Source organism: Roseococcus suduntuyensis (assembly GCF_014196305.1).
GTDB classification, from domain to species: domain Bacteria; phylum Pseudomonadota; class Alphaproteobacteria; order Acetobacterales; family Acetobacteraceae; genus Roseococcus; species Roseococcus suduntuyensis.
This window is the reverse complement of record NZ_JACIDJ010000001.1, coordinates 1,280,129-1,302,175: the sequence shown is the minus strand read 5'-3', so window position 1 is coordinate 1,302,175 and position 22,047 is coordinate 1,280,129. Positions and strand designations below refer to the sequence as shown.

Below are 22,047 nucleotides of genomic sequence, written 5' to 3'. Positions count from 1 at the left end.
GGATGCACGCCATGGACGATGATTTCCGCCGCGCCGCGCTTGACTATCACCGCTTCCCGCGGCCGGGGAAACTCACCGTCGAGCCGACCAAGCGCATGGCCAGCCAGCGCGACCTGGCCCTGGCCTATTCCCCCGGCGTCGCCGCCGCCTGCGAGGAGATCGCCGCCAACCCCGACGCCGCCTGGGAATACACCGCCCGCGGCAACATGGTGGCCGTCATCACCAATGGCACCGCCGTGCTGGGGCTGGGCGCGATCGGCGCGCTGGCGTCGAAGCCCGTGATGGAAGGCAAGGCGGTGCTGTTCAAGCGCTTCGCCGGCATCGATTCCATTGATATCGAGGTCGAGGCGCGCGAGGTGGACCGCTTCGTGGAAACCGTGGCCGCCCTGGAGCCCAGCTTCGGCGCCATCAACCTGGAAGACATCAAGGCCCCGGAATGCTTCGAGATCGAGGCGCAGCTCCGTGCCCGTATGAACATCCCGGTCTTCCATGACGACCAGCACGGCACCGCCATCATCGTCGCCGCCGCCATCCGCAACGGGCTGCTCATCCAGGGCAAGACACTGGACCAGGTGAAGCTGGTCAACACCGGCGGCGGCGCGGCGGCCCTGGCCTGCCTGGACCTGCTGGTGACCATGGGCCTGCGACGCGAGAACGTGACGGTCTGCGACATTGACGGCGTGGTCTATGCCGGCCGCCCCAACACCGACCCCTACAAGGCACGCTACGCCCAGCCCACCGATGCCCGCCGGCTGGAGGAGGTGCTGGACGGCGCGGATGTGTTCCTGGGCCTCTCCGCCCCCCGCATCCTGAAGGCGGAATGGCTGGCGCGGCTGGCGCCGAAGCCGCTGGTGCTGGCGCTCGCCAACCCCGAGCCCGAGATCCTGCCCGAAGCGGTGCGCGCCGTGCGCCCCGACGCCATCGTGGCCACGGGCCGGACGGACTATCCCAACCAAGTGAATAACGTCCTCTGCTTCCCCTTCATCTTCCGCGGCGCGCTGGATGCCGGGGCCACCACCATCAACGAGGAGATGAAGGTCGCCGCCGTCGAGGCCATCGCAGCCCTCGCCCGCGTGGAAGCGAGCGAGGTGGTGGCCGCGGCCTATGGGGGCACGGCGCCCGTCTTCGGGCCGGACTACATCATCCCCAAGCCCTTCGACCCGCGCCTGATCCTGGAGGTGGCGCCGGCCGTGGCCAAGGCCGCCATGGACAGCGGCGTGGCCCGTCGCCCCATCGCGGACCTCGTCGCCTACCGGCAGGAGCTCACGCGCTTCGTCTTCCGCTCGGGCAACCTCATGCGCCCGGTGCAGGAACTGGCCCGCCGCCGCCCCGCCCGCGTCGTCTTCGCCGAGGGCGAGGATGAGCGCACGCTCCGCGCCGTCCAGACCGTGCTGGACGAGGGCACGGCCGAGCCCATCCTCATCGGCCGGCGCGAGGTGGTGGCCGCGCGCGTCCAGGCACTCGGCCTGCGCATGGCGCTGGGCGAGAGCGTGCGCGTGCTGCACCCGGAGGAGGACCCGGCCTTCTTCGCCCCCCTCGTCACCCTCTACCAGTCCAAGGTGGGGCGGCGCGGCATCACGCCCCCGGCGGCCGAGCGCCGCGTGGCCTCCCGCCCCGCCGTCGCCGCCTGCCTGCTGCTGGAGGGGGGCGAGGCCGATGCCGTCATCGCCGGCGGTCGCGGCGACTGGATGCGCGAGTGGGAACATGTGCTGGCTGTTACCGGCAAGCGCGCCGATGTCAGCCGCGCCTATGCCATGTCGGCCGTCATCAGCCAGGGCGCCACGCTCTTCTTCGTGGACACGCACCTGATGCTGGAACCCACGGCCGAGCAGCTTTGCGAAATGACGCTGCTGGCGGCCGAGCAGGTGCGCGAATTCGGCATCGTGCCCAAGGTCGCGCTGCTGAGCCATTCCTCCTTCGGCGCCTCGGGGGCCGAGAGCGCCCGCCGCATGCGCCGCGCCCTGGCCCTGATCCGCGCCGCCGCGCCGGAGCTGGAGGTGGATGGCGAAATGCATGGCGACGCGGCCATCGTGCCCGCCATCCGCGCCCGCGCCGTGCCGGACCCCAAGCTGGAGGGCATGGCGAACCTGCTGGTCTTCCCCAACCTCGATGCCGCCAACATCGCCTTCAACCTGGTGAAGGCGGTCAGCGACGGGTTGCAGGTGGGGCCCATGCTGCTGGGCATGAACAAGCCCGTGCACGTGCTGGTTCCGAGCGTCACGGCGCGCGGCATCGCGAACCTCGCCGCCGTGGCCGGCAGCCAGGCGGCGCGCGCCCAAGGATAGACGCCACAGCGACTGATTCACGCCTTTGGCGATTCCGCCAAACGCGATCAGACGCTAGCGCGCGGTGGCCCGCACCCCCAGCAGGGCGACGGCAGCGGCGGGGCCCTGCATCATCGCGGCCTGGGCGGCATCCAGCGTCACCGGCGCGGGCGGGCGGGCGATGATCTCCACCTCGCGCGCCTGCCCGGCCACGAAGCGCAGCAGCGCCTCGCGCAGCCCGTCCAGCCCGGGGTCGGGCGCGGGGCCGGTCAGCGCCGCCGTCACCATCTCGCGGTGCTGGTCGCGAACCTGGGCGGGGGTCATGTTCTGGCGCCGGGCCTGGTCGGCCAGCGTGCGCTCATAAAGGGATTGGTCGGCATAGCGCAGCTGGGCCTGCAGCAGGCGCACCGCCTCGGGGTTGCCGCCGGGGTTCTCGATGTTCACCCCCTCCATGCTCCAGCCCAGGGCCAGCGCGCCCAGGTCGCGCACGCCGAAGGCGAAGGCGGAGACGTCCAGCCGCTCATTCTCGGGCGTCCAGGAAGCGTCGATGGTGAGGTCCATGGACAGGCGGTCGAGGCCCACCACGTCCAGCACCATGGCCGTCTCCGGCGTGCGTTCCACCACCACCTCGTTCACCGCGATGCGGCCGCCGCTGAAGCCATCCGCGCGGGTCTCGCCCTCGATGAGGAAGCGGCCCATGCCGGCCACGCTCTGGTCGCCGCGCATCACCTGCACGCCCTGCACCCGATAGACCTGGCGCCCGGCGGGGGGCGCGCTCGGCGCCTCGCTCCGCACGGCCGAGGTCATCAGCGCCGCGATGTCGTGCCCCTCCACCGATGCCGAGGCCACCCGCACCTGGTCCACGGGCGCGCCGGTGAGGCCCACCTGCAGCCCCTCCAGGCCCACGCGGCCGGCCTGCCCGGCCCGCCAGCCCGACAGGTCGAACTGCGCGAGAGTGACCCGCGTGCCGCCCGTTTCCCGCACCTCCAGGCCCGAGACGCGCAGGTTCTCCAGCGCGACCTGGTCGGGTTCGCGATCGCGGGGCTCCTGGCCGGGGCGCAGCGCCAGCATGGCCAGCCCCCCGATCTCCAGCCGCTCCAGCGTAACGGCCGCCTCGGGCGACTCGAAGCGGAGGTTGCGCGCCTCGCCACGGCGCAGCCCCTCCGCGCCGGGCGCTTCCAGGATCAGCTCCTGCACCAGGATGCGCTCGGCGCCCCGGCGCAGGTCGGCGTCGCGCAGGGTCAGCACCTCGCCCTCCTGCCGGGCCTCGCCATAGCCCACCTGCACGTCGTCGGAGAGCAGTTCCCGCAAGGTCGCCAGCGCGGCCGGCTCATTGTCCATGCGCGGTGGCATGGCGGGCCAGGACGGGTTGGGTGCCTGGCGCTGGGCCTCCCGCTCATTGGGCGTGCGCGAGCCGGGGCGCGGGCCGCGCGGGTCCGGCGCGATGGAGGGCGGCGTCAGGTGCAGCTTCTGGCTGGCCTGCGGCCCCGTCCCGGGCTGGGCCGGCCGCTGCTGCGGCTGCGCCTGGCGGGGCTCGGGTTGGGGCTGCGGCTGGCGGGGCTGCGCCTGGCCGATGGGCGGCGGCGGCGTCAGGTGCAGCTTCTGGCTGGCCTGGGGCCCCGTTCCGGGCTGGGCCTGCCGTGGCTGGGTCTGGCGTGGCTGGGCTTCACGTGGCTGGGGCGGGGGCGCGGGCTGCGCCTGCCGTGGCTGCGTCTGGGGTGCGCGCCCGACGGGCGGCGGCGGCGTCAGGTGCAGCTTCTGGCTCTGCGCACCGGCCGCGGGTCCGCCCTTTCCGCCTGCGGCTGGCGGCGGATCCGGCTGCTTCTGCGCGGCCGCCCCGCCCGCGAGGGCCAGGCCCGTCGCGACAACCAGGGCGGGCATCCAGCGCGTGGCGTTCCGCATGTTGACCTCCTTCGTCAGTTGTTCCGATCAAAGACCAGAACGCCCGAAGGCGCCACCCGCAATGCGTGTACCGCGAATTCCGGGGCTTTGCGCCCGGCGCCCGCGCCCCCACCTTGGTAGTGAGATGAGCCAGCTTCCCGCCAAGCCCGCGAACCCGGCCGTCGCGGCCTTCCTGAGGAAGGTCGAGGCCATGCCCGCCGTGCGCCCCACCAGCGCGCGCCGTGGAAGGCTGATCTTCGCCGTGGACGCCACCGCCTCGCGCCAGCCCGCCTGGGACCGCGCCTGCCACCTCCAGGCCGAGATGTTCCAGGCCACGCGCGACCTGGGGGGGCTTTCCGTCCAGCTCGCCTATTGGCGCGGCTACCAGGAATTCGCCGCCACCCCCTTCCTGACCGACACGATGGAACTGGCGCGGCGCATGTCGGGCGTGACGGTGCTGGGTGGGCAGACCCAGGTGCTGCGCTGCCTGGAACACGCGCTGAATGAAACCCGGCGCGAGCGCGTGAACGCCCTGGTCCTGGTGGGCGACGCGCTGGAGGAGGAAGTGGACCCCGCCTGCCACGCCGCCGGCCAGCTTGGCCTGCACGGCACGCCCGTCTTCTGCTTCCAGGAGGGCGGCGACCGCGCGGCCGAGATGGGCTTCCGGCAGATCGCGAAGGTCTCGGGCGGCGCCTGGGCGCCCTTCGACGCCGGCAGCGCCGAGGCCCTGCGCGACCTGCTGCGCGCGGTCGCCGTCTTCGCCGCCGGCGGCCGCGCGGCGCTCACCCGCCTGCCCGGACGTGGCGCCCGCGCCATCGCGGGCCAGCTCCCCGCGCCCCAGAATCCGGCAGGGAGGTAGCCGCAGATGGTCTGGCTGGCGGCCGGCGCCATCTTCCTCCTGGTGGCGATCACCTTCCTTTATCTGTTCATTTCGGCGAGCCCCGGGACGGTGAGGAAATCCCTCGTCTGGGGGCTGGGGGCGGCGGGGCTGGTGCTCTTCGTGGTGCTGCTGGCGACGGGGCGCGGGGTCAGCGCGCTCTGGGCCGCCTTCATGTTCGGCCCGGCCATCGCCCAGGCCTTCCGGCGCTGGCGCGCGCGTCGCGCCTTCACGGGTCCACCCGGCGACGAGGGCGCCACGGTGGTCGAGACCGCCACGCTCACCATGCGGCTCGAGATCGCGACCGGCGCCATGTCGGGCCAGGTGCGCCGTGGCCCCTGGGCGGGGCAGGACCTCGCGGCGCTGGACCGCGTGGCCCTGATGGACCTCATGGCCGAATGCGCGAGCCAGGACCCCGACAGCGTGCCGCTGCTGGAAGCCTGGCTGGACCGGACCAACCCCGAATGGCGGCAGGAACCCCCGCCCCGCCCCGCCACCGGCCCCATGACGCGCGACGAGGCCCTGGCCATCCTGGGCCTGATGGAGGGCGCCTCGCCCACCGAAATCCGCGCGGCCCATCGCCGCCTGATGCAGTCGGCCCACCCCGACCGTGGCGGCAGCGACTGGATGGCCTCGCGCGTCAACGAAGCCCGCGATTTGTTGCTGGGTTGAGCGGGGCCACCCTTGTCGCGCCCATCGCTGCTCAATACATAGGCACCAGACAGAGACCGCGCATGGGGCGCGGACCACCAAGGGGCTCTGCCCGGTGCCTGCCAGGGCCGGGGTTGAGCCGCCGCACGGGAGCAGGCTCATATGAGCAAAGTCATCGGTATCGACCTCGGCACCACCAATTCCTGCATCGCCATCATGGAAGGCGGCGAGGCCAAGGTGCTGGAGAACGCGGAGGGCGCGCGCACCACCCCCTCCATGATCGCCTTCGCGAAGAACGGCGAGCGTCTGGTGGGCCAGAGCGCCAAGCGCCAGGCCGTCACCAACCCGACCAACACCCTCTATGCCGTCAAGCGCCTGATCGGCCGCAAGTTCGAAGACGCCATGGTGCAGAAGGAAAAGGGCCTCGCCCCCTTCAACATCGTGAAGGCCGACAATGGCGACGCCTGGGTGGAGATCGAGGGCAAGAAATACGCCCCCCAGCAGATCAGCGCCATGGTGCTGACCAAGATGAAGGAGACGGCCGAGGCCTATCTCGGCGAGAAGGTGACGGAAGCCGTCATCACCGTCCCCGCCTACTTCAACGACGCCCAGCGCCAGGCCACCAAGGAGGCCGGCGCCATCGCGGGCCTCGAGGTGAAGCGCATCATCAACGAGCCGACGGCGGCCGCGCTGGCCTACGGCATGGACAAGAAGACCAGCGGCACCATCGCGGTCTATGACCTCGGCGGCGGCACCTTCGACGTGTCCGTGCTGGAGATCGGCGACGGCGTCTTCGAGGTGAAGTCCACCAACGGCGACACCTTCCTGGGCGGCGAGGATTTCGACCAGCGCATCATCGACTACCTGGCGGAGGAATTCCGCAAGGAGAACGGCATCGACCTGCGCGGCGACAAGCTCGCTTTGCAGCGCCTGAAGGAAGCCGGCGAGAAGGCGAAGATCGAGCTGTCCTCGTCCAAGCAGACCGAGATCAACCTGCCCTTCATCACGGCCGACGCCTCGGGCCCGAAGCATCTGGTCATGCAGCTCACCCGCGCCAAGCTGGAGGCGCTGGTGGATGACCTCGTCTCCCGCACGCTGGAGCCCTGCAAGCAGGCGCTGAAGGATGCCGGGCTGACGGCGGGCGAAATTGACGAGGTGATCCTGGTGGGCGGCATGACGCGCATGCCCAAGGTCATCGAGGAGGTGAAGCGCTTCTTCGGCAAGGAGCCCGCGCGCAACGTGAACCCGGACGAAGTGGTCGCCATCGGCGCCGCCATCCAGGGCGGCGTGCTCAAGGGCGACGTGAAGGACGTGCTGCTGCTGGACGTGACCCCGCTCTCGCTCGGCATCGAGACGCTGGGCGGCGTGTTCACGCGCCTCATTGACCGCAACACCACCATCCCGACCAAGAAGTCGCAGGTGTTCTCCACGGCCGACGACAACCAGACCGCGGTGACCATCAAGGTGTTCCAGGGTGAGCGCGAGATGGCGGCGGACAACAAGCTGCTGGGCAATTTCGACCTGACCGGCCTGCCGCCCGCGCCGCGCGGCGTGCCCCAGGTGGAAGTGACCTTCGACATTGACGCGAACGGCATCGTCAGCGTCAGCGCGAAGGACAAGGCCACCGGCAAGGAGCAGAACATCCGCATCCAGGCCAAGTCCGGCCTGTCGGACAGCGACATCGAGAAGATGGTGCGCGATGCCGAGGCGAACGCGGACGCCGACAAGAAGCGCCGCGCCACCGTCGAGGCCCGCAACAGCCTGGACGCGCTGGTCCACTCCACCGACAAGACTCTGCGCGACAGCGGCGACAAGGTGCCGGCCGCCGAGAAGGCCGAGGCCGAGGCGGCGCTGGCCGAAGCTCGCGGCGTGATGGATGGCGGCGATGTGGACGCGATCAACGCGGCCGCGGAGAAGCTCTCCCAGGCCGCGATGAAGATGGGCGAGGCCCTCTACAAGGCCGAACAGGCGGCGCCCGCCGCCGAGGAGCCCGCCGCCCCCGGCGGTGCGCCGAAGGACAAGGTGGTGGACGCCGAGTTCGAGGAAGTGGACCCGAACAAGAAGAAGCCCCAGGCTTGAGGTGAACGGGCGGGCACCCCTGCCTGAGTGACACCGCGCCCGGGCCAGCGATGGTCCGGGCGTCTCTTCTTCGACCTTTTCTCGCGGGAGCGGCTGAACCATGGCCAAGCGCGACTATTACGAAGTGCTCGGCGTGGGCCGGGAGGCGTCCGAGGACGACCTCAAGAAGGCCTACCGCAAGCTGGCGATGAAATATCACCCCGACCGGAACCAGGGCGACGCCGACGCCGAGGGCCGGTTCAAGGAGGTGAACGAGGCCTATGACACGCTGAAGGACGCCGACAAGCGCGCGGCCTATGACCGCTTCGGCCATGCGGCCTTCGAGGGCGGCATGGGCGGCGGCGGCGGGGGTGGCGGCGGCAATCCCTTCGGCGGCGGCGGCTTCGAGGACATCTTCGAGGAGATGTTCGGCCGCTTCGGCGGGCGCGGCGGCGGCGGGCGTGCCGCCAGCGGGCGCGGCGCGGACCTCCGGCAGGAGGTTCACATCTCCATGGAAGAGGCCTTCGCCGGCACCAAGAAGACCATCCGCGTCCCCAGCAGCGTGCAATGCGAGGCCTGCACCGGCACCGGGGCCGAAGGCGGCAAGCCCAGTTCGCAGACCTGCGGCACCTGCCGCGGCGCGGGCAAGGTGCGCGCCCAGCAGGGCTTCTTCCTGATCGAGCGCACCTGCCCCACCTGCAACGGCTCGGGCCAGATCATCAAGAACCCCTGCAAGGTCTGCCAGGGCGCCGGCCGCGTGCAGCGCGACCGCACGCTGAACGTGACCATTCCGGCAGGGGTGGAGGACGGCACGCGCATCCGCCTCTCGGGCGAGGGCGAGGCCGGGCTGCGCGGCGCGCCGGCGGGCGACCTCTACGTGGATATCGGCGTGCACGCGCACCCGATCTTCCAGCGCGAGGGGCCCAATATCATGGTCCGCGTGCCGCTGCGGATGACGCAGGCGGCCTTGGGCGGCGCGGTGGAGGTGCCTTCGATTGATGGCTCCCGCGCCTCGGTGAAGATCCCCGCCGGCACCCAGACGGGCGACAATTTCCGCCTGCGCGGCAAGGGCTTCTCCGTGCTGCGTTCCGCCGCGCGCGGGGACATGTATGTGCAGGTGGTGGTCGAGACGCCGCAGAACCTGACGCCCAGGCAGCGCGAGTTGCTGGAGGCCTTCGAGGCCGAGGCCTCCAAGGGCGGCAGCCCCGAAAGCGAGGGCTTCTTCGCCAAGGTCAAGGAATTCTGGGACGGGCTGGGACGATGAAGATCGGGATCGCCGGCATCGCCGGCCGCATGGGCACGCTTCTGGCCGAGGAGGTGGAAGCCGCCGGCGCCACCCTCGCGGGCGGCACGAGACGCGGGGATGACGCCCGTGCCCTCTTCGCCGCCAGCGACGTGGTGATTGATTTCACCCACGCCCACGCCGCCGCCGCGCATGCCGCCCTGGCGGCCGAGACGGGCAAGGGCCTGGTGCTCGGCAGTTCCGGCCTCTCCGCCGAGGAGGAGGCCGCGGTGGCTGAAGCCGCGAAGCGCGCCCCCATCGTCTACGCCGCCAATTTCGCGACGGGCGTGAACCTCGTCATCGCGCTCGCGGAAAAACTCGCCGCCGCCCTGCCGGGCGCGCAATACGATGCCGAGATCGTGGAGATGCACCACCGCCGGAAGGTGGACGCGCCCTCCGGCACGGCGGTCGCCATCGGCCGCGCCGTGGCGCGCGGGCGTGGCACCACGCTGGAGCAGGCCGGCCGCGAATCCGGGCGCGACGGGCACACCGGCGCGCGCGGCACCGGCACCATCGGCTTCGCGGCACTCCGTGGCGGCCAGGTGGTGGGCGAGCACACGCTGCTCTTTGCCGCCGGCTCCGAGCACATCGCGCTGACCCACCGCAGCTTCGACCGCCGCGCCTATGCCACGGGCGCGGTGCGGGCGGCGCTGTGGCTGCAGGGCCGCAACCCGGGCCTCTATTCCATGAACGACGTGCTGGGGCTGTGATGGTGCAGATCGTCCCGCTCGCCGAACGCCACCGCGCGGATTGGGAACGGCTCTACGCGGGCTATGCCGAATTCTACAAGGTGACGCAGACGCCCGAGATGCGCGCGAAGGTCTGGGCCTGGATCCATGACCCCGCGCATGAGGTGAACGCCGTGGTGGCCGAGGACGAGGCCGGCCGCGCCGTCGGCCTCGCCCATTACCGCGCCTTCGCGCGACCGCTCTCGGCCAGCACCGGCTGCTTCCTGGACGACCTCTTCGTGGACCCGTCGCAGCGCGGCAAGCGCGTGGCCGATGCGCTGCTGGAACACCTGCGCGCGCTGGCGCGGGAAAAGGGCTGGTCCACCGTCCGCTGGATCACGGCCGACGACAATTACCGCGGCCGTGGCGTCTATGACCGGCTGGCCAAGCGCACCTGGTGGATCACCTACGACATGGCGCCGTAGGTGGCCGCGCTGGAGGGTTAGCCCTCCAGCGGCCCGCGCGACCCGCCGATCATCGCCAGGAACTCCCGGCGCGTCGCGTCATTGCTGCGGAACTCGCCCAGCATGCGCGAGGTCACCATCGTCACCCCTGGCTTGTGGATGCCGCGGGTGGTCATGCACTGGTGCGCGGCTTCGATGACGACGGCCACGCCCTTGGGCTTCAGCACGCTCTCGATGGTGTTCGCGATCTGCGCCGTCAGCTTCTCCTGGATCTGGAGGCGCTTGGCGTAGGTCTCGATCACCCGTGCCAGCTTGCTGATGCCAACCACGCGGCCGCTCGGCAGGTAGGCGATGTGCGCCTTGCCGATGATGGGCACCATGTGGTGCTCGCAATGGCTTTCCAGGCGGATGTCGCGCAGCACCACCATCTCGTCATAGCCATCCGTCTCCTCGAAGGAGCGGGCGAGCATCTCGACGGGGTCGCTGTCATAGCCCGCGAAGAATTCCTCATAGGCGCGGGCGACGCGGGCGGGCGTGTCCACCAGACCCTCGCGGTCCGGGTCGTCGCCGGCCCAGAGCAGCAGGGTGCGCACGGCGGCCTCGGCCTCCGCGCGGCTCGGCCGGGCGATGGCCGAGGCCTTCTCGTCGGCGGGAAGGGCGGTCGTGGGCACCTGGATGTTCATGTGCGCGGAAATTCCTCGGTTCCGGCGGGCCGGATCATCCGCGCCCGCCATCAATGTCGAAGCCGCATTTGGGGCGGGGGGCACGAAGCGCAACCACAGGAAATGCAGTCGTGCCTCCCGTTCCCGTCAGGTCAGATCATGAGTTCGATCAGGAAGGGGCCAGGGCGGGCGAAGCTCTGGCTCATCAGGTCCGCCACCTGGTCGAGCGTGGTGGCGGTCGCCGCCTCCACGCCCATGGACTGCGCGAGCTTGGCCCAGGCGATGTCCGGGTTGCCCAGATCCATCATGTCCATCGCCACGCGGCCGGGGTTGGCGCCGACATTCTGGTACTCGCCCAGCAGGATCTGATACTTGCGGTTGGACAACAGGATGGTGGTCACGGGCAGCTGCTCCCGCGCCTGGGTCCAGAGCGCCTGCAGGGTGTACATGGCCGAGCCATCGGCCTGCAGGTTGATCACCCGCCGCCCGCCGCCGCCGATGGCAGCCCCCGTGGCCAGCGGCATGCCGCAGCCGATGGCGCCACCCGTGATCTGCAGCCAGTCATGCGGGGCGGCCGCATGGGTCGCGGGGAAGAAGCCGCGGCCGTAGCTCACGGATTCATCGGCGATGATCGCGTCCTCGGGCATCAGCGCGGCCACCGTGCGGGCCAGGCCCTCGGGCGAGGGCGCGCCGCGCGCCACCTCGGGCTTCTCGCCATTGGAGCCGATGGCGACCTTGGGCGCGCCGAGTTCTTCCGCCAGCGCGGTCAGCGCGGCCAGCGCATCCTGCTCCTGCCGGCAGGCCACGGTGATGCTGGCATTCTCCGGGTAGTGCTTCGACGGCTTGCCGGGATAGGCGAAGAAGCCCACCGGCGCCTTGGAGCCCAGCAGCACCAGGTGCTCCACCTTGGACAGGCGCTGGATGGCCAGGTCCACCGGATAGGGCACGCGCTCCAGCGGCATGCGGCCCTGGCCGCGCTGGAAACGGGCGTTGGAGGTCTCGGCCAGGATATCGCAGCCGGTGTGCGCCACGATCCGCTGCGCGGCCTCCTGCGCCGCCTGGGTCAGCGCCATGGAGCCGCCCAGCAGCAGCAGCACGTTCTTCTTCTCGCGCAGCACGCGGGCGGCGGCGCGGATGGCGTGCGGGTCGGCCTGGGGCACGGCGGGCACGGGCAGGGCGGCGGCGACGGTGCCGCCCTCATCCCAGCAGGTGTCCGACGGCAGGATCAGCGTCGCGACCTGCCCGGGCGAGGTGCGGGCGGCCTGCACGGCGGCGGCCGCGTCCGCGCCCACATCGGCGGCCTTGCTCGTGGTCCGCACCCATTGCGAGACGCCGCGCGCGAAGCCTTCGGTGTCGGCCGTCAGCGGGGCGTCATAGGGGCGGTGATAGGTGGCCTGGTCGCCCACGCAGTTCACGATCCCCGACCGAGCGCGGCGCGCGTTGTGAAGGTTGGCCAGGCCGTTCGCCAGACCCGGGCCGCAATGCAGCAGCGTGACGGCGGGCTTGCCGGCCATGCGCCAATAGCCATCGGCGGCGCCAGTGACGATGTTCTCCTGCAGGCCCAGCACGCAGCGCATGCCGGGAATGCGGTCCAGCGCGGCGACGAAATGCATCTCGCTCGTGCCGGGGTTGGAGAAACACACCTCGACACCGCTCTTCAACAGGCTGTGGACCAGACTTTCCGCACCGTTCACCGCGTATTCCCCTCTGAACTGGACTGGCGCGCAGCCTGGGCCGAAGATGCCGCACGGGCAAGCCTGGGGGGCGCCAAGTGCTGAAGGTATTGATCGGGGGTTTCCTCATGGGGGCCTTGTCCGTCCTGGCGTTCCACCAGGGCACCATCCACCTGCTCTACAACTACGGAAACAATGTCGAGGCGCTGACCGCCGTCATCGGCCGGGTGCAGGGGCCGGGCTGGGACATCGGCCGGGCCATGGCGAATCCGCCCGTGGCGGGGCTGCACATCCCGCAATTCTTCAGCGCCATGTTCTGGGGGGGCGTCTGGGGCATCCTGATCGCGGCCGTGCTGCGCTGGACCCCCCTGCCCGACCTCTTCACCGCCACACTCATCGGCGCCGTGGGCTGCACGCTGGTGGCGGTGACGCTGGTGGCGCAGATGCGCGGGGTGCCGATGTATGCCGGCGGCAACACCCAGACCCTGCTGCGCGCGGGGCTGATCAACGCGGCCTTCGGCTTCGGCACGGGCTTCCTGCTGCGGCCGCTGGCCCTGCGCCGGATGAAGGCGCCGCCGTCCGCCCGCCGCGCGGCCCGCCCGCCGCCGCTGCGGCGCCAGACCTGACCCATGTGCGCCGACACGCTGGGCTGCGTGCTGGCGGGCGGCAGGGCCACGCGAATGGGCGGCGGCGACAAGACGCTGCGGATGCTGCACGGGCGGCCCTTGCTGGCGCACATCCTGGCGCGCCTCACCCGGCAATGCGCGGCGCTGGCCATCAGCGCCAATGGCGATGCGGCGCGCTTCGCGGATTATGGCCTGCCGGTCTGGCCCGACCCCCTGCCCGGAATGGGGCCGCTGGGCGGCGTACTGGCGGCGCTGGAGGCCTCACCCCTGCCCTTCGTGCTGACCGTGCCCGGTGACGCCCCCTTCCTGCCGCCCGACCTCGTGGCGCGGCTGCATGCGGGGCGCGGGATGGCGGCGGTGGCGCAGGCCGCCTCCGGCGGGCGCGCCCATCCCGTGATCGCGCTCTGGCCGCGCACCCTGGCCCCCGCGCTGCGCCAGGCCCTGGCGGCGGGCGAACGCGCGGTGGGCCGCTTCGCCGCCGCCCAAGGCGTGGCCCGGGTGGAATGGCCGGGCGAGCCCTTCCTCAACATCAACACGCCCGAGCAACTGGCGCGGGCGCAGCTTACCCCAGGCTGACGGCGAGCCAGCCGCCTGGCTCCATCACCGCCGCATCGCCCGGTTGCAGCAGCACGGTGGTGGTGGGGCTTTCCACGATGGCCGGGCCGGCCACGCGCTGCCCCGCCGCCAATGCCTCGAAGCGCCAGACGGGCAGCATGGTCCAGCCGCCCTCCAGCAGGCAGCGCCGCTCGGCCTCGGGCGTGGCGGGGCGGGGGGCGCCGGCGGGCAGGCGCGGCAGGGCGGGCAGCACCCCGCGCGCGGCGGCGCGGGCGGTGACCAGCACCACCTCCTCCTCCGGCAGATCGTAGGTGAACAGGGCGCGATGGCGGGCGTGGAAGGCCTCGCGCAGGGCGGCCCGTGTGGGCACAACGCCGTCCAGCGGCACCGTGATCTCGAAGACCTGCTCGCCATAGCGCATGTCGGCGGCCAGGCTGAGGCCGATCTCGCCGCCATACCATTGCGCGAGCTGGGCGCGCGCCTCCTCCGCCAGCCCGTCGAACAGGGCTGGCAGCGCATCATCGCCCGGCATGGCACCGGCACCGACCACGCTGCGCGCGATTTCGTGCCGCAGCTCGGTCTGCAACATGCCCCAGGCCGAGAGCCCCGCGGCGAACAGCGGCACCGCGACGCGCGCCATGCCGAGGTCCCGCGCCACCGCGCTGGCATGCAGCCCGGCGGCCCCCCCGAAGGCCAGCAGCGTGGCCCCGCGCGGGTCCACGCCGCGCCGCACGGTCGCCACCCGCACCCCATCGGCCATGCGGGCATTGACGAGGCGATGCACGCCCAGCGCGGCCTGGGCCGCGTCCAAGCCCAATGCCCCGGCCAGGAGCGCCATGGCGCGTTCGGCCGCCGCCACGTCCAGGCGCTGGGCGCCGCCCAGGAAGCTTCCGGGGTCGAGATAGCCCAGCAGCAGGTTCGCGTCCGTCACCGTGGGCAGGGTGCCGCCGCGCCCATAGCAGGCGGGGCCAGGCCGCGCGCCGGCCGATTGCGGCCCGACCTGCAAGGTGCCGCCCGCGCCCAGATGCGCGATGGACCCGCCGCCCGCACCGAGCGTGATGATGTCGAGGCTGTCCAGCGCGATACGCTCGCCCCCCACCTCGCGCCCGCGGCCGATGGCGGCGGCGCCGTCGGTCACCAGCGCGATGTCGGTGGAGGTACCACCCATGTCGAAGGTCACGAGGTTGGCGCCCATCCCCCGCCGCGCCAGCGCCACCGCCGCCACCACCCCCCCCGCCGGCCCGGACAGCGCCGTGCCGGCCGCGAGACGCGCGGCCTCGGCAATCGGCGCCACGCCGCCATGCGAGAGGATGACGAAGACCGGCGCCGCGCACCCCGCCTCCTGCAGCCGCGCCTCCAGCCGCATGAGGTATCGGGACACCACAGGCCCCACATAGGCATTCACCGCGGCCGTCGAGAACCGCTCATATTCCTTGATCTGCGGCAGCACATCGGCCGAGCAGGTGACGAAGACGCCCGGCAGCGCCGCCCGCACCGCCTCGGCCGCCGCGTGCTCATGCGCGGGCGCGGCCCAGGAATGGAGGAAGCAGATGGAAACCGCCTCCACGCCCTCCGCGCGTAGGGTCGTGATGGCGGCGTCGAGGCTGGCCGCGTCCAGCGGCGTTTCGACAGCGCCATCGGGCCGCAGGCGCTCCCGCACACCCAGGCGCAGCCGGCGCGGGATCAGCGGTTCGGGCGCGGGCAGGCGCAAATCATAGCGCGCGGGCTTCAGCCCCTCGCGCATCGCCACCACGTCGCGGTGGCCCTCGGTGGTGAGCATGGCCGTCCGCGCGCCGCGCCGCTCCAGCAGCGCGTTGGTGGCGACCGTGGTGCCATGGACGATGCGCGTGGTGGTCTCCAGCAATTCGCCCAGCGTCAGTCCCAGCATGGAGGCCAGGTTCCGCAGCCCCTGGATCACGCCCTCGCTCTGGTCATGGGGCGTGGAGGCGGCCTTGGCGAGGAACTCCCGCCCCTCCTCATCCACCCCCACCACATCGGTGAAGGTGCCGCCCACATCCACGCCGATGACATAGCGCATCAGAGCAGCCCTTCCGCGCGGTCGGCTTCCACGGCGTGCGGGTCACGTTGCGCCGGATCGCCCCAGCCGCCGCCGCCGGCCGAGCGCACCTCGATCACTTCGCCGGGCTGGATCACGACGCCGACCTCCTTGGTCCGCAGCACGCGCTCCGTGCCGTCCGCATGGCGCAGCACGTAGCGGTGCGGCGCGCTGTCCTGGCCGCTATGGAGGCCGGCGCTGCCATGGCGCGCGCCATCGCCGGCCGTGTTGGCGCGCGCCGGGCCATCGCTTTCCACCACCAGGTCCAGCAGCGCGCCGAGGCCGCCGCGGTGCTGGCCCTCCCCGGCCGAGCCGGGCAGGAATTCATGGCGGCGGAAATGCAGGGGAAAGCGCGCCTCGGCCATTTCCACGCTGCCGAACTTGAGGCCGCCCGCGCTGTGCCATTCGCCGGCGGTGGACCAGCCATCGCCCTTCGCATGCCCGCCCCCGCCCGGCCGTGCGTGGAACAGGTGCCAGACGAAGCGCCGGCCTTTTCCATCCGCCTGGGGCCGCCGCGCATCCTCGCCCGTGATGGCGATGCGGAAGCGCCGCCCCCAGCCGCCCATCACCCGCTCCGGGCAGCATCCCTGCATGGCGCGCATGATGGCTTCCACGATCTCGTTGGAGCAGTGGCTGGTGCAGAGCGTCACCGCCGCGCCCTCCCGCGCCCAGACCACGCTGCCCTCGCGCGCCACCACGCGCAGCGCGCGGAAGGCGCCCTCGTTCTTCGCCACCTCGGGGTCGAGCAGATAGGCGAAACCCATGCAGCAGGCGCTGACCATGTTGGGATGGGACGAGTTCACGAAGCCCCGCACCTGGTCGTCACTGGCGGAGAGGTCCACGGTCAGCGTGCCGCCCCGCTTGGTGCAGGTGGCGCGGATGGCGATGTTCTCGGCGCCGTGCCCGTCATCATCGAGGAAGGCCTCGCCCGTCCAGGTGCCGTCCGGCCAGCTTTCGACGATGCGCGCGGCATGGGCGTGCGCCAGGTCCAGGATGGCGTCCACCGCGCCCATCAGCGCCGTCGCGCCATGCTGGTCCAGCAGCGCGCCAAGCCGCAGCGCGCCGAGCTTGGCGGCCCCCAGCATGGCCGCCAGGTCGCCGCGGAAGTCGCGGTTGATGCGGGTGTTCAGCGCCAGCATGTCCACGAGGTCCGGCCGCATCTCGCCGCCCTCGCCCAGCAGGATGGGCGGGATGCGAAGCCCCTCCTGCCAGATCTCGGTGGCCCCCGGGTTGTAGCCGCCATGGGTGGCGCCGCCGATATCGCTGTGATGGGCGCGGACCACGGCGAGGAAGCGCAATGACCCCTCTCCAAATATGGGAAGGACAATCGTGAGGTCCGGCAGATGGCTCCCCCCATGCCAGGGGTCGTTCAGCAGATAGACATCGCCCGGCTTCATCGCATCGCCGAAGCGGTCCACCACCGCCCGCGCCGCGAAGGGCATGGCACCCACATGCACGGGGATATGGTCCGCCTGCGCCACCAGCCGGCATTGCCCATCCGTCACCGCGATGGAGAAATCGCGCGAGGAGTTCAGGATCTGGCTATAGGCCGTGCGCAGCAGCGCCTCGCCCATCTCCTCCACGATCGCGGTGAAGCGGGCGTTCAACACGGCGAGCGTCACGGGGTCCATGCGGCTTCCTTCACTTGGCGCAAGCGCCAGCGTGGCGCATCCTCACGCCCACAAAAAGAGGGAGATGCGCCATGGAATTCACCACGCTGGCCGAAGGCCTGCGCTTTCCGGAAGGCCCCGTGGCCCTGCCCGACGGTTCCATTGCCCTGGTGGAAATCGAGCACGGCACCGTCACCCGCGTGGCCGCCGATGGCACCACCAGCGTCATCGCGACCCCCGGCGGCGGGCCGAACGGGCTGGCGGCGGGGCCGGAGGGCACGCTGATCCTCTGCAACAATGGCGGCTTCACCTGGCATGACGCGCCGGGGCAACTGCGCCCCACCGGCCAGGCGACCGACTACACCACCGGCCGGATCGAGGTGGTGGACATGGCGTCGGGCGCGGTCCGCACCCTGTATGACCGCTGCGGCGACGTGCCGCTCAAGGGCCCGAACGACCTGCAGCTCGACGGCAAGGGCGGCTTCTGGTTCAGCGACCTCGGCAAGTCCCGCGCGCGGGACCGCGACCATGGCGGCGTCTATTGGGCGGCGCTGGACGGCTCGCGCATCGTGGAAGCCGCGCACCCGGTGCCGGGCGGCGCCAACGGCATCGGCATCAGCCCCGAGGGCGAGACGCTCTATGTGGCCGAGACGGAGACGGGCCGCCTCTGGGCCTTCGACATCCTGGGCCCCGGGCGCCTCCGGAAATCCCCCTGGCCGAGCCCCCATGGCGGCAACATGCTGTGCCAGTTCCCGGGCTTCCGGCGGCTGGATAGCCTGGCCATCACCGCCGAGGGCAATATCGTGGTGGCCACCCTCGTCTCCGGCGAAATCACCACCGTCTCGCCGGCCGGGGAAATCCTCGACGTGGTGAAGATGCCCGAGCCCATGCCGACCAATATCTGCTTCGGCGGGCCGGGGCTGGACGTGGCCTACATCACGCTCTCCACCACGGGGAAGCTGGTCAGCATGCCCTGGCGGGAGAAGGGGCTGCGCCTGCCCTATTGCTGAGAGGCGTTGCTTCTGCGGCTCCGCCGAGTGCTACCTCTGCGGCTCCGCCGCGGCGTTACTTATGCGGCTCCGCCGCGGCGTTACTTATGCGGCTCCGCCGCGGCGCTACTTCTGCGGCTCCGCCGCGGGCTGGCCCGCCACCACCACCATGGCCGGCTTGAGCAGGCGCCCATTCAGCGTCCAGGCCGAGGACCAGGCCTGGAGGATGGTGCCCGGCGCCACACCCTCCGGCGCCGGGGCCTCGCTCATCGCCTGGTGCAGGTCGGGGTTGAAGGTCTCGCCCTGGGCGGGCTTGCGGGCCACGCCGTTCGCTTCCATGCGCTGCAGCAGGAAGCGCTCGACACCCTCGAAGCCGCCGCGCAGCTTGGTGATGATCTCGGGCTCGTCCTCGGCCGCGGCGGGCAGGGCGTCGAGGCCGCGGCGCAGGTTCTCCGCCGCTTCCACCACATCGGCCGCGAATTTCTGCACGGCGAAGTTGCGCGCCTTCTCGACATCGTCGCGGGCGCGGTTGCGGATGTTCTGGATCTCGGCCTCGGCGCGCAGCCAGCGGTCCTTCATCTCGGCCAGCGCGGCTTCAAGGGCCGCGATCCGCTCCTCCGGCGTGGGCTCGGGGGGCGGCGGCGCCTCGGCGGCGGCCACGGTCTCGTCTTCGGGGGCGGTGTCGGGCTTGGCGTTGGGTTCGGTGGTCATGCGCGTGACGTAATGGGCAGGGCCCGGCCGATCAACCCAAGAGCCGGCCAATGACGCGGGCGGTGTAGTCCACCACCGGGATCACCCGTCCGTAATTGATGCGCGAGGGGCCGATGACGCCGATGGCACCCACGATCTTTTCCTGCGCGTTGCGGAAGGGCGCCACCACCACGGACAGCCCCGCGCTGCTGAACAGCCCGCTCTCGGCGCCGATGAAGATCTGCACGCCCTCGCCCCGCTGGGCGAGTTCCAGCAGGCGCAACGTGGTCTCCTGCGCCTCCAGCCGCTCGAAGAGCGCCTGGATTTCCTGCACGCGGGCGAGCGTTTCCAGATTCTCCAGCAGCTTCGCCTGCCCGCGCAGGATCAGCGCGGCATTGCCGCCGCCGGCCCAGGTGGCGAGACCGGCCGCGATCACCTGCTGCGTCAGGGCATCGAGGGCGGTGCGGTTGGCGGTGATCTCGCCCTCCACCTTCTCCCGCGCCTCCTCCAGCGTGCGGCCGGCAAGCTGCGCGTTGAGATAGTTGCCGGCCTCGATCAGCGCCGAGGGCGGCAGGCCGGGCGGCACTTCGATGACGCGGTTCTCGACGCGCCCATCGCCCTGCACCAACACCACCAACGCGCGGCCAGGGCCCAAGGGCACGAATTCGATGTGGCGCAGCGGCGCCTCGCCCTTGGGCGCCACGACAAGGCCCGCCGCACCCGCAAGGCCGGACAGCATCTGCCCCGCCTCGGCCAGCGTCTCCTGCAGGGAACGCCCATGGGCGGCGCAGCGGGCGGCGATGGACTCGCGCTCCTCTTCGCTCAGATCCCCGAATTCCAGCAGCCCATCCACGAAGAGGCGCAGGCCGCGCTCGGTCGGCAGGCGGCCGGCGGAGGTGTGGGGGGCGTAGAGCAGCCCCGCCTCCTCCAGGTCGGCCATGACGTTGCGGATGGAGGCGGGCGAGAGGTTCAGCGGCAGGCGGCGCGAGAGGGTGCGGCTGCCGACCGGTTCGCCGGTCGCGACATACACCTCGACCAGCTCGCGCAGGACCGCGGTGGCCCTATGGTCCAGGCCCGAGGCGGCGGCAAGGGGCAGGAGGCCCGGCTTGAAGGGCGTGTGCATCACAATGAGGTAAGGTGGGTCCTGCCGGGGGGCGGGTCAAGCAGGCTCACACCAGCCCCACATACCGCCCCAGCAGCAGCGGCCAGCCCTGGGGCGAGCCCATGCCCTCGCGCACCGCCTCCCAGCCCGCGCCATGGCGGGCCATGCCGGAATGGGTCAGCACCACGCGGGTGCGCGCGCCCTGGGCCTCGAAGACCACCTCCACCTCCGAGGCGAAGGCAGGGTCGGGCTGGGGCGCACGGTCGGGCGCGATCTGCCAGGTGAAGCACAGACGCCGCGGCGGCTCCCACAGCGTGATGCGCCCCCAGTCACAGCGGAAGCCGTGCGGGCCTATCTCGCGGCAGGCGCCGCCGAGGCCCGGCTCCATGCCGATCTCGACGCAGGCCGCCCCGCCCCAGGTGTATTCGCGCGGCCACCAGCGGTCGAAGCCATCGGTGAAGAGGCGGAAGGCCGCCATGGGCGGCAGGCCGATCCAGGCCTCGTGCGTGGTGCTGTCTTCGGTCATCTGCTTAACCCCTGGCCTTCGCCGCGCGCCCGCGTATGGTGCGCCCGCTTCGCCTTTGCCAAGGAATAATGACCATGCGCCCATCCGGCCGCACCCCCGATGCCCTCCGCCCCGTCGTGATCGAGACGGGAATCGCCAAGCATGCCGAGGGGTCCTGCCTCATCCGCGTGGGCCAGACCGAGGTGCTCTGCGCCGCCAGCGTCGAGACGCGGGTGCCGCCCTTCCTGCGCAACACCGGCCTGGGCTGGGTCACGGCCGAATACGGCATGCTGCCCCGCGCCACCCACACCCGCGGCGACCGCGAGGCGGCGCGCGGCAAGCAGTCGGGCCGCACCCAGGAAATCCAGCGGCTGATCGGCCGTTCCCTGCGGGCCGTGGTGGACCGCAAGGCGATGGGCGAGATGAGCATCACGCTCGACTGCGACGTGCTCAACGCCGATGGCGGCACGCGCTGCGCCTCCATCACCGGCGCCTGGGTCGCGCTGCACCTGGCCTTCCAGCATTGCGTGCGCCACAACATCATGAGCCAGGTGCCGCTGACCGACCATGTCGCCGCCATCTCCTGCGGCGTGGTGAATGGCGAGGCGGTGCTGGACCTCGATTACCAGGAGGACAGCGCGGCCGAGGCGGACGCCAACTTCGTCCTGACGGGCGGCGGCGCGCTGGTGGAAGTCCAGGCCACGGCCGAGGGCGCCCCCTTCAGCGAGGCGCAGTTCCTGGCCATGCTGGATTTGGCCCGCGATGGCGTGGCGGACCTGGTGGCGCGACAGAAGGCGGCGGTGGGGCTTTGACCGCTTCGGCCGGCCAGCCCCGGAAGCTTCTCCCCGGCAGGCTGGTCCTGGCCAGCCACAACGCCGGCAAGCTGCGCGAATTCGCCAGCCTGCTGGCGCCCTATGGGCTGGAGGTGGTCTCGGCCAAGGAACTCGGCCTGCCCGAGCCCGCCGAGACCGGCACCACCTTCCTCGACAACGCCCGCATCAAGGCGCTGGCCGCCACCCAGGCCACCGGCCTGCCAGCCCTGGCCGACGACAGCGGCTGCGAGGTGGCGGCCCTGGGCGGCGCCCCCGGCGTCTACACCGCCGACTGGGCCACCCAGCCCGATGGCAGCCGCGACTACGGCCCGGCCATGGAACGCGTCTGGCGCGAGGCCAACGCCAACCCCGACCGAGGCTGCGCCTTCGTGGCCACCCTGGTGCTGGCCTGGCCCGATGGCCACACGGAAGGCTTCGAGGGCCGCACCGAGGGCCAATGGACCTGGCCGCCCCGCGGCGCCCAGGGCTTCGGCTTCGACCCCATCTTCGTGCCGGACGGTGAAACGCTGACCTATGCGGAGATGAGCATGGCCGAAAAAGCCCGCCTCTCCCACCGCGCCCGGGCCTTCAGGGCACTCGCCGCCGCCTGCCTGGGCTGAGG

General features: G+C 71.7%; 20 protein-coding genes. 12 read left to right on the top strand and 8 right to left on the bottom strand.

The genetic code is table 11. From position 1 onward, the window contains the following. Positions 1 to 11: 11 nt before the first annotated feature. The gene (locus GGQ83_RS06115; RefSeq protein WP_184382829.1) at positions 12 to 2,285 is read left to right on the top strand and encodes an NADP-dependent malic enzyme; all 2,274 of its coding nucleotides are present in this window, start codon (positions 12 to 14) and stop codon (positions 2,283 to 2,285) included. Between the two features lie 54 nt (positions 2,286 to 2,339). Here the strand turns inward: GGQ83_RS06115 and GGQ83_RS06110 are convergent, their stop codons facing one another. Next, positions 2,340 to 4,166, bottom strand: a complete 1,827-nt coding sequence (locus GGQ83_RS06110) for a hypothetical protein (protein WP_184382828.1) — start codon at positions 4,164 to 4,166, stop codon at positions 2,340 to 2,342. A 124-nt stretch (positions 4,167 to 4,290) separates the two neighbouring features. On the opposite strand from GGQ83_RS06110, the gene GGQ83_RS06105 reads away from it, so the two are divergent. The 6 genes from GGQ83_RS06105 (at position 4,291) to GGQ83_RS06080 (ending at position 10,166) form a co-directional block, all read left to right on the top strand. Further along, entirely contained in the window at positions 4,291 to 5,004 is a 714-nt protein-coding gene (locus GGQ83_RS06105) for a VWA domain-containing protein (protein ID WP_184382827.1), read from the top strand. Positions 5,005 to 5,010: 6 nt separating this feature from the next. Further along, positions 5,011 to 5,694 (top strand): J domain-containing protein, encoded by a 684-nt coding sequence (locus tag GGQ83_RS06100; protein WP_184382826.1) that lies wholly within the window; start codon positions 5,011 to 5,013, stop codon positions 5,692 to 5,694. A gap of 141 nt (positions 5,695 to 5,835) precedes the next feature. Continuing rightward, positions 5,836 to 7,752 (top strand): molecular chaperone DnaK, encoded by a 1,917-nt coding sequence (dnaK, locus tag GGQ83_RS06095; protein WP_184382825.1) that lies wholly within the window; start codon positions 5,836 to 5,838, stop codon positions 7,750 to 7,752. Between the two features lie 100 nt (positions 7,753 to 7,852). Then, positions 7,853 to 8,995, top strand: a complete 1,143-nt coding sequence (dnaJ, locus tag GGQ83_RS06090; protein ID WP_184382824.1) for a molecular chaperone DnaJ — start codon at positions 7,853 to 7,855, stop codon at positions 8,993 to 8,995. Continuing rightward, positions 8,992 to 9,723: a 4-hydroxy-tetrahydrodipicolinate reductase gene (dapB, locus tag GGQ83_RS06085; protein ID WP_184382823.1), complete on the top strand. Its 732-nt coding sequence runs from the start codon at positions 8,992 to 8,994 to the stop codon at positions 9,721 to 9,723. Before dnaJ ends, dapB begins: the two co-directional genes overlap by 4 nt. After that, entirely contained in the window at positions 9,723 to 10,166 is a 444-nt protein-coding gene (locus GGQ83_RS06080) for a GNAT family N-acetyltransferase (RefSeq protein WP_184382822.1), read from the top strand. Before dapB ends, GGQ83_RS06080 begins: the two co-directional genes overlap by 1 nt. A gap of 17 nt (positions 10,167 to 10,183) precedes the next feature. Here the strand turns inward: GGQ83_RS06080 and folE are convergent, their stop codons facing one another. Continuing rightward, complete coding sequence (gene folE / locus GGQ83_RS06075; protein ID WP_184382821.1) at positions 10,184 to 10,828, bottom strand: GTP cyclohydrolase I FolE; 645 nt, start codon at positions 10,826 to 10,828, stop codon at positions 10,184 to 10,186. Positions 10,829 to 10,959: 131 nt separating this feature from the next. After that, the gene (locus tag GGQ83_RS06070; RefSeq protein ID WP_184382820.1) at positions 10,960 to 12,501 is read right to left on the bottom strand and encodes an acetolactate synthase large subunit; all 1,542 of its coding nucleotides are present in this window, start codon (positions 12,499 to 12,501) and stop codon (positions 10,960 to 10,962) included. Between the two features lie 116 nt (positions 12,502 to 12,617). On the opposite strand from GGQ83_RS06070, the gene GGQ83_RS06065 reads away from it, so the two are divergent. Continuing rightward, positions 12,618 to 13,106 carry a hypothetical protein gene (locus tag GGQ83_RS06065; protein WP_184382819.1) on the top strand — a complete coding sequence of 163 codons (489 nt, stop codon included), beginning with the start codon at positions 12,618 to 12,620 and terminating at the stop codon, positions 13,104 to 13,106. Positions 13,107 to 13,109: 3 nt separating this feature from the next. Beyond that, complete coding sequence (gene mobA / locus GGQ83_RS06060; protein WP_184382818.1) at positions 13,110 to 13,682, top strand: molybdenum cofactor guanylyltransferase MobA; 573 nt, start codon at positions 13,110 to 13,112, stop codon at positions 13,680 to 13,682. On the opposite strand, the gene GGQ83_RS06055 is transcribed toward mobA, so the two are convergent. Together GGQ83_RS06055 and GGQ83_RS06050 are read right to left on the bottom strand one after the other, a co-directional pair. Continuing rightward, complete coding sequence (locus GGQ83_RS06055; RefSeq protein WP_184382817.1) at positions 13,669 to 15,699, bottom strand: hydantoinase/oxoprolinase family protein; 2,031 nt, start codon at positions 15,697 to 15,699, stop codon at positions 13,669 to 13,671. The two genes, mobA and GGQ83_RS06055, sit on opposite strands and share 14 nt — an antisense overlap. Beyond that, positions 15,699 to 17,348 (bottom strand): hydantoinase B/oxoprolinase family protein, encoded by a 1,650-nt coding sequence (locus GGQ83_RS06050; RefSeq protein ID WP_184382816.1) that lies wholly within the window; start codon positions 17,346 to 17,348, stop codon positions 15,699 to 15,701. Before GGQ83_RS06050 ends, GGQ83_RS06055 begins: the two co-directional genes overlap by 1 nt. A gap of 71 nt (positions 17,349 to 17,419) precedes the next feature. Between GGQ83_RS06050 and GGQ83_RS06045 the strand changes: the two genes are divergently transcribed. Next, the gene (locus tag GGQ83_RS06045; RefSeq protein ID WP_184382815.1) at positions 17,420 to 18,337 is read left to right on the top strand and encodes an SMP-30/gluconolactonase/LRE family protein; all 918 of its coding nucleotides are present in this window, start codon (positions 17,420 to 17,422) and stop codon (positions 18,335 to 18,337) included. A gap of 105 nt (positions 18,338 to 18,442) precedes the next feature. Here the strand turns inward: GGQ83_RS06045 and GGQ83_RS06040 are convergent, their stop codons facing one another. Genes GGQ83_RS06040 through GGQ83_RS06030 form a run of 3 tightly spaced genes read right to left on the bottom strand, consistent with a single transcriptional unit; the run spans position 18,443 to position 20,634 of the window. Further along, the gene (locus GGQ83_RS06040; RefSeq protein ID WP_184382814.1) at positions 18,443 to 19,027 is read right to left on the bottom strand and encodes a nucleotide exchange factor GrpE; all 585 of its coding nucleotides are present in this window, start codon (positions 19,025 to 19,027) and stop codon (positions 18,443 to 18,445) included. Positions 19,028 to 19,058: 31 nt separating this feature from the next. Continuing rightward, a complete protein-coding gene (hrcA, locus tag GGQ83_RS06035; RefSeq protein ID WP_184382971.1) occupies positions 19,059 to 20,129 on the bottom strand; it encodes a heat-inducible transcriptional repressor HrcA in 1,071 nt (356 codons plus the stop codon). A 46-nt stretch (positions 20,130 to 20,175) separates the two neighbouring features. Then, positions 20,176 to 20,634, bottom strand: coding sequence for an SRPBCC family protein (locus tag GGQ83_RS06030; protein WP_184382813.1), 459 nt, complete (start codon positions 20,632 to 20,634; stop codon positions 20,176 to 20,178). A 74-nt stretch (positions 20,635 to 20,708) separates the two neighbouring features. Between GGQ83_RS06030 and rph the strand changes: the two genes are divergently transcribed. Further along, a complete protein-coding gene (rph, locus tag GGQ83_RS06025; RefSeq protein WP_184382812.1) occupies positions 20,709 to 21,425 on the top strand; it encodes a ribonuclease PH in 717 nt (238 codons plus the stop codon). Further along, positions 21,422 to 22,045 carry an RdgB/HAM1 family non-canonical purine NTP pyrophosphatase gene (gene rdgB, locus GGQ83_RS06020; RefSeq protein WP_184382811.1) on the top strand — a complete coding sequence of 208 codons (624 nt, stop codon included), beginning with the start codon at positions 21,422 to 21,424 and terminating at the stop codon, positions 22,043 to 22,045. The genes rph and rdgB overlap by 4 nt, the downstream gene beginning before the upstream one ends. Positions 22,046 to 22,047: the final 2 nt, after the last annotated feature.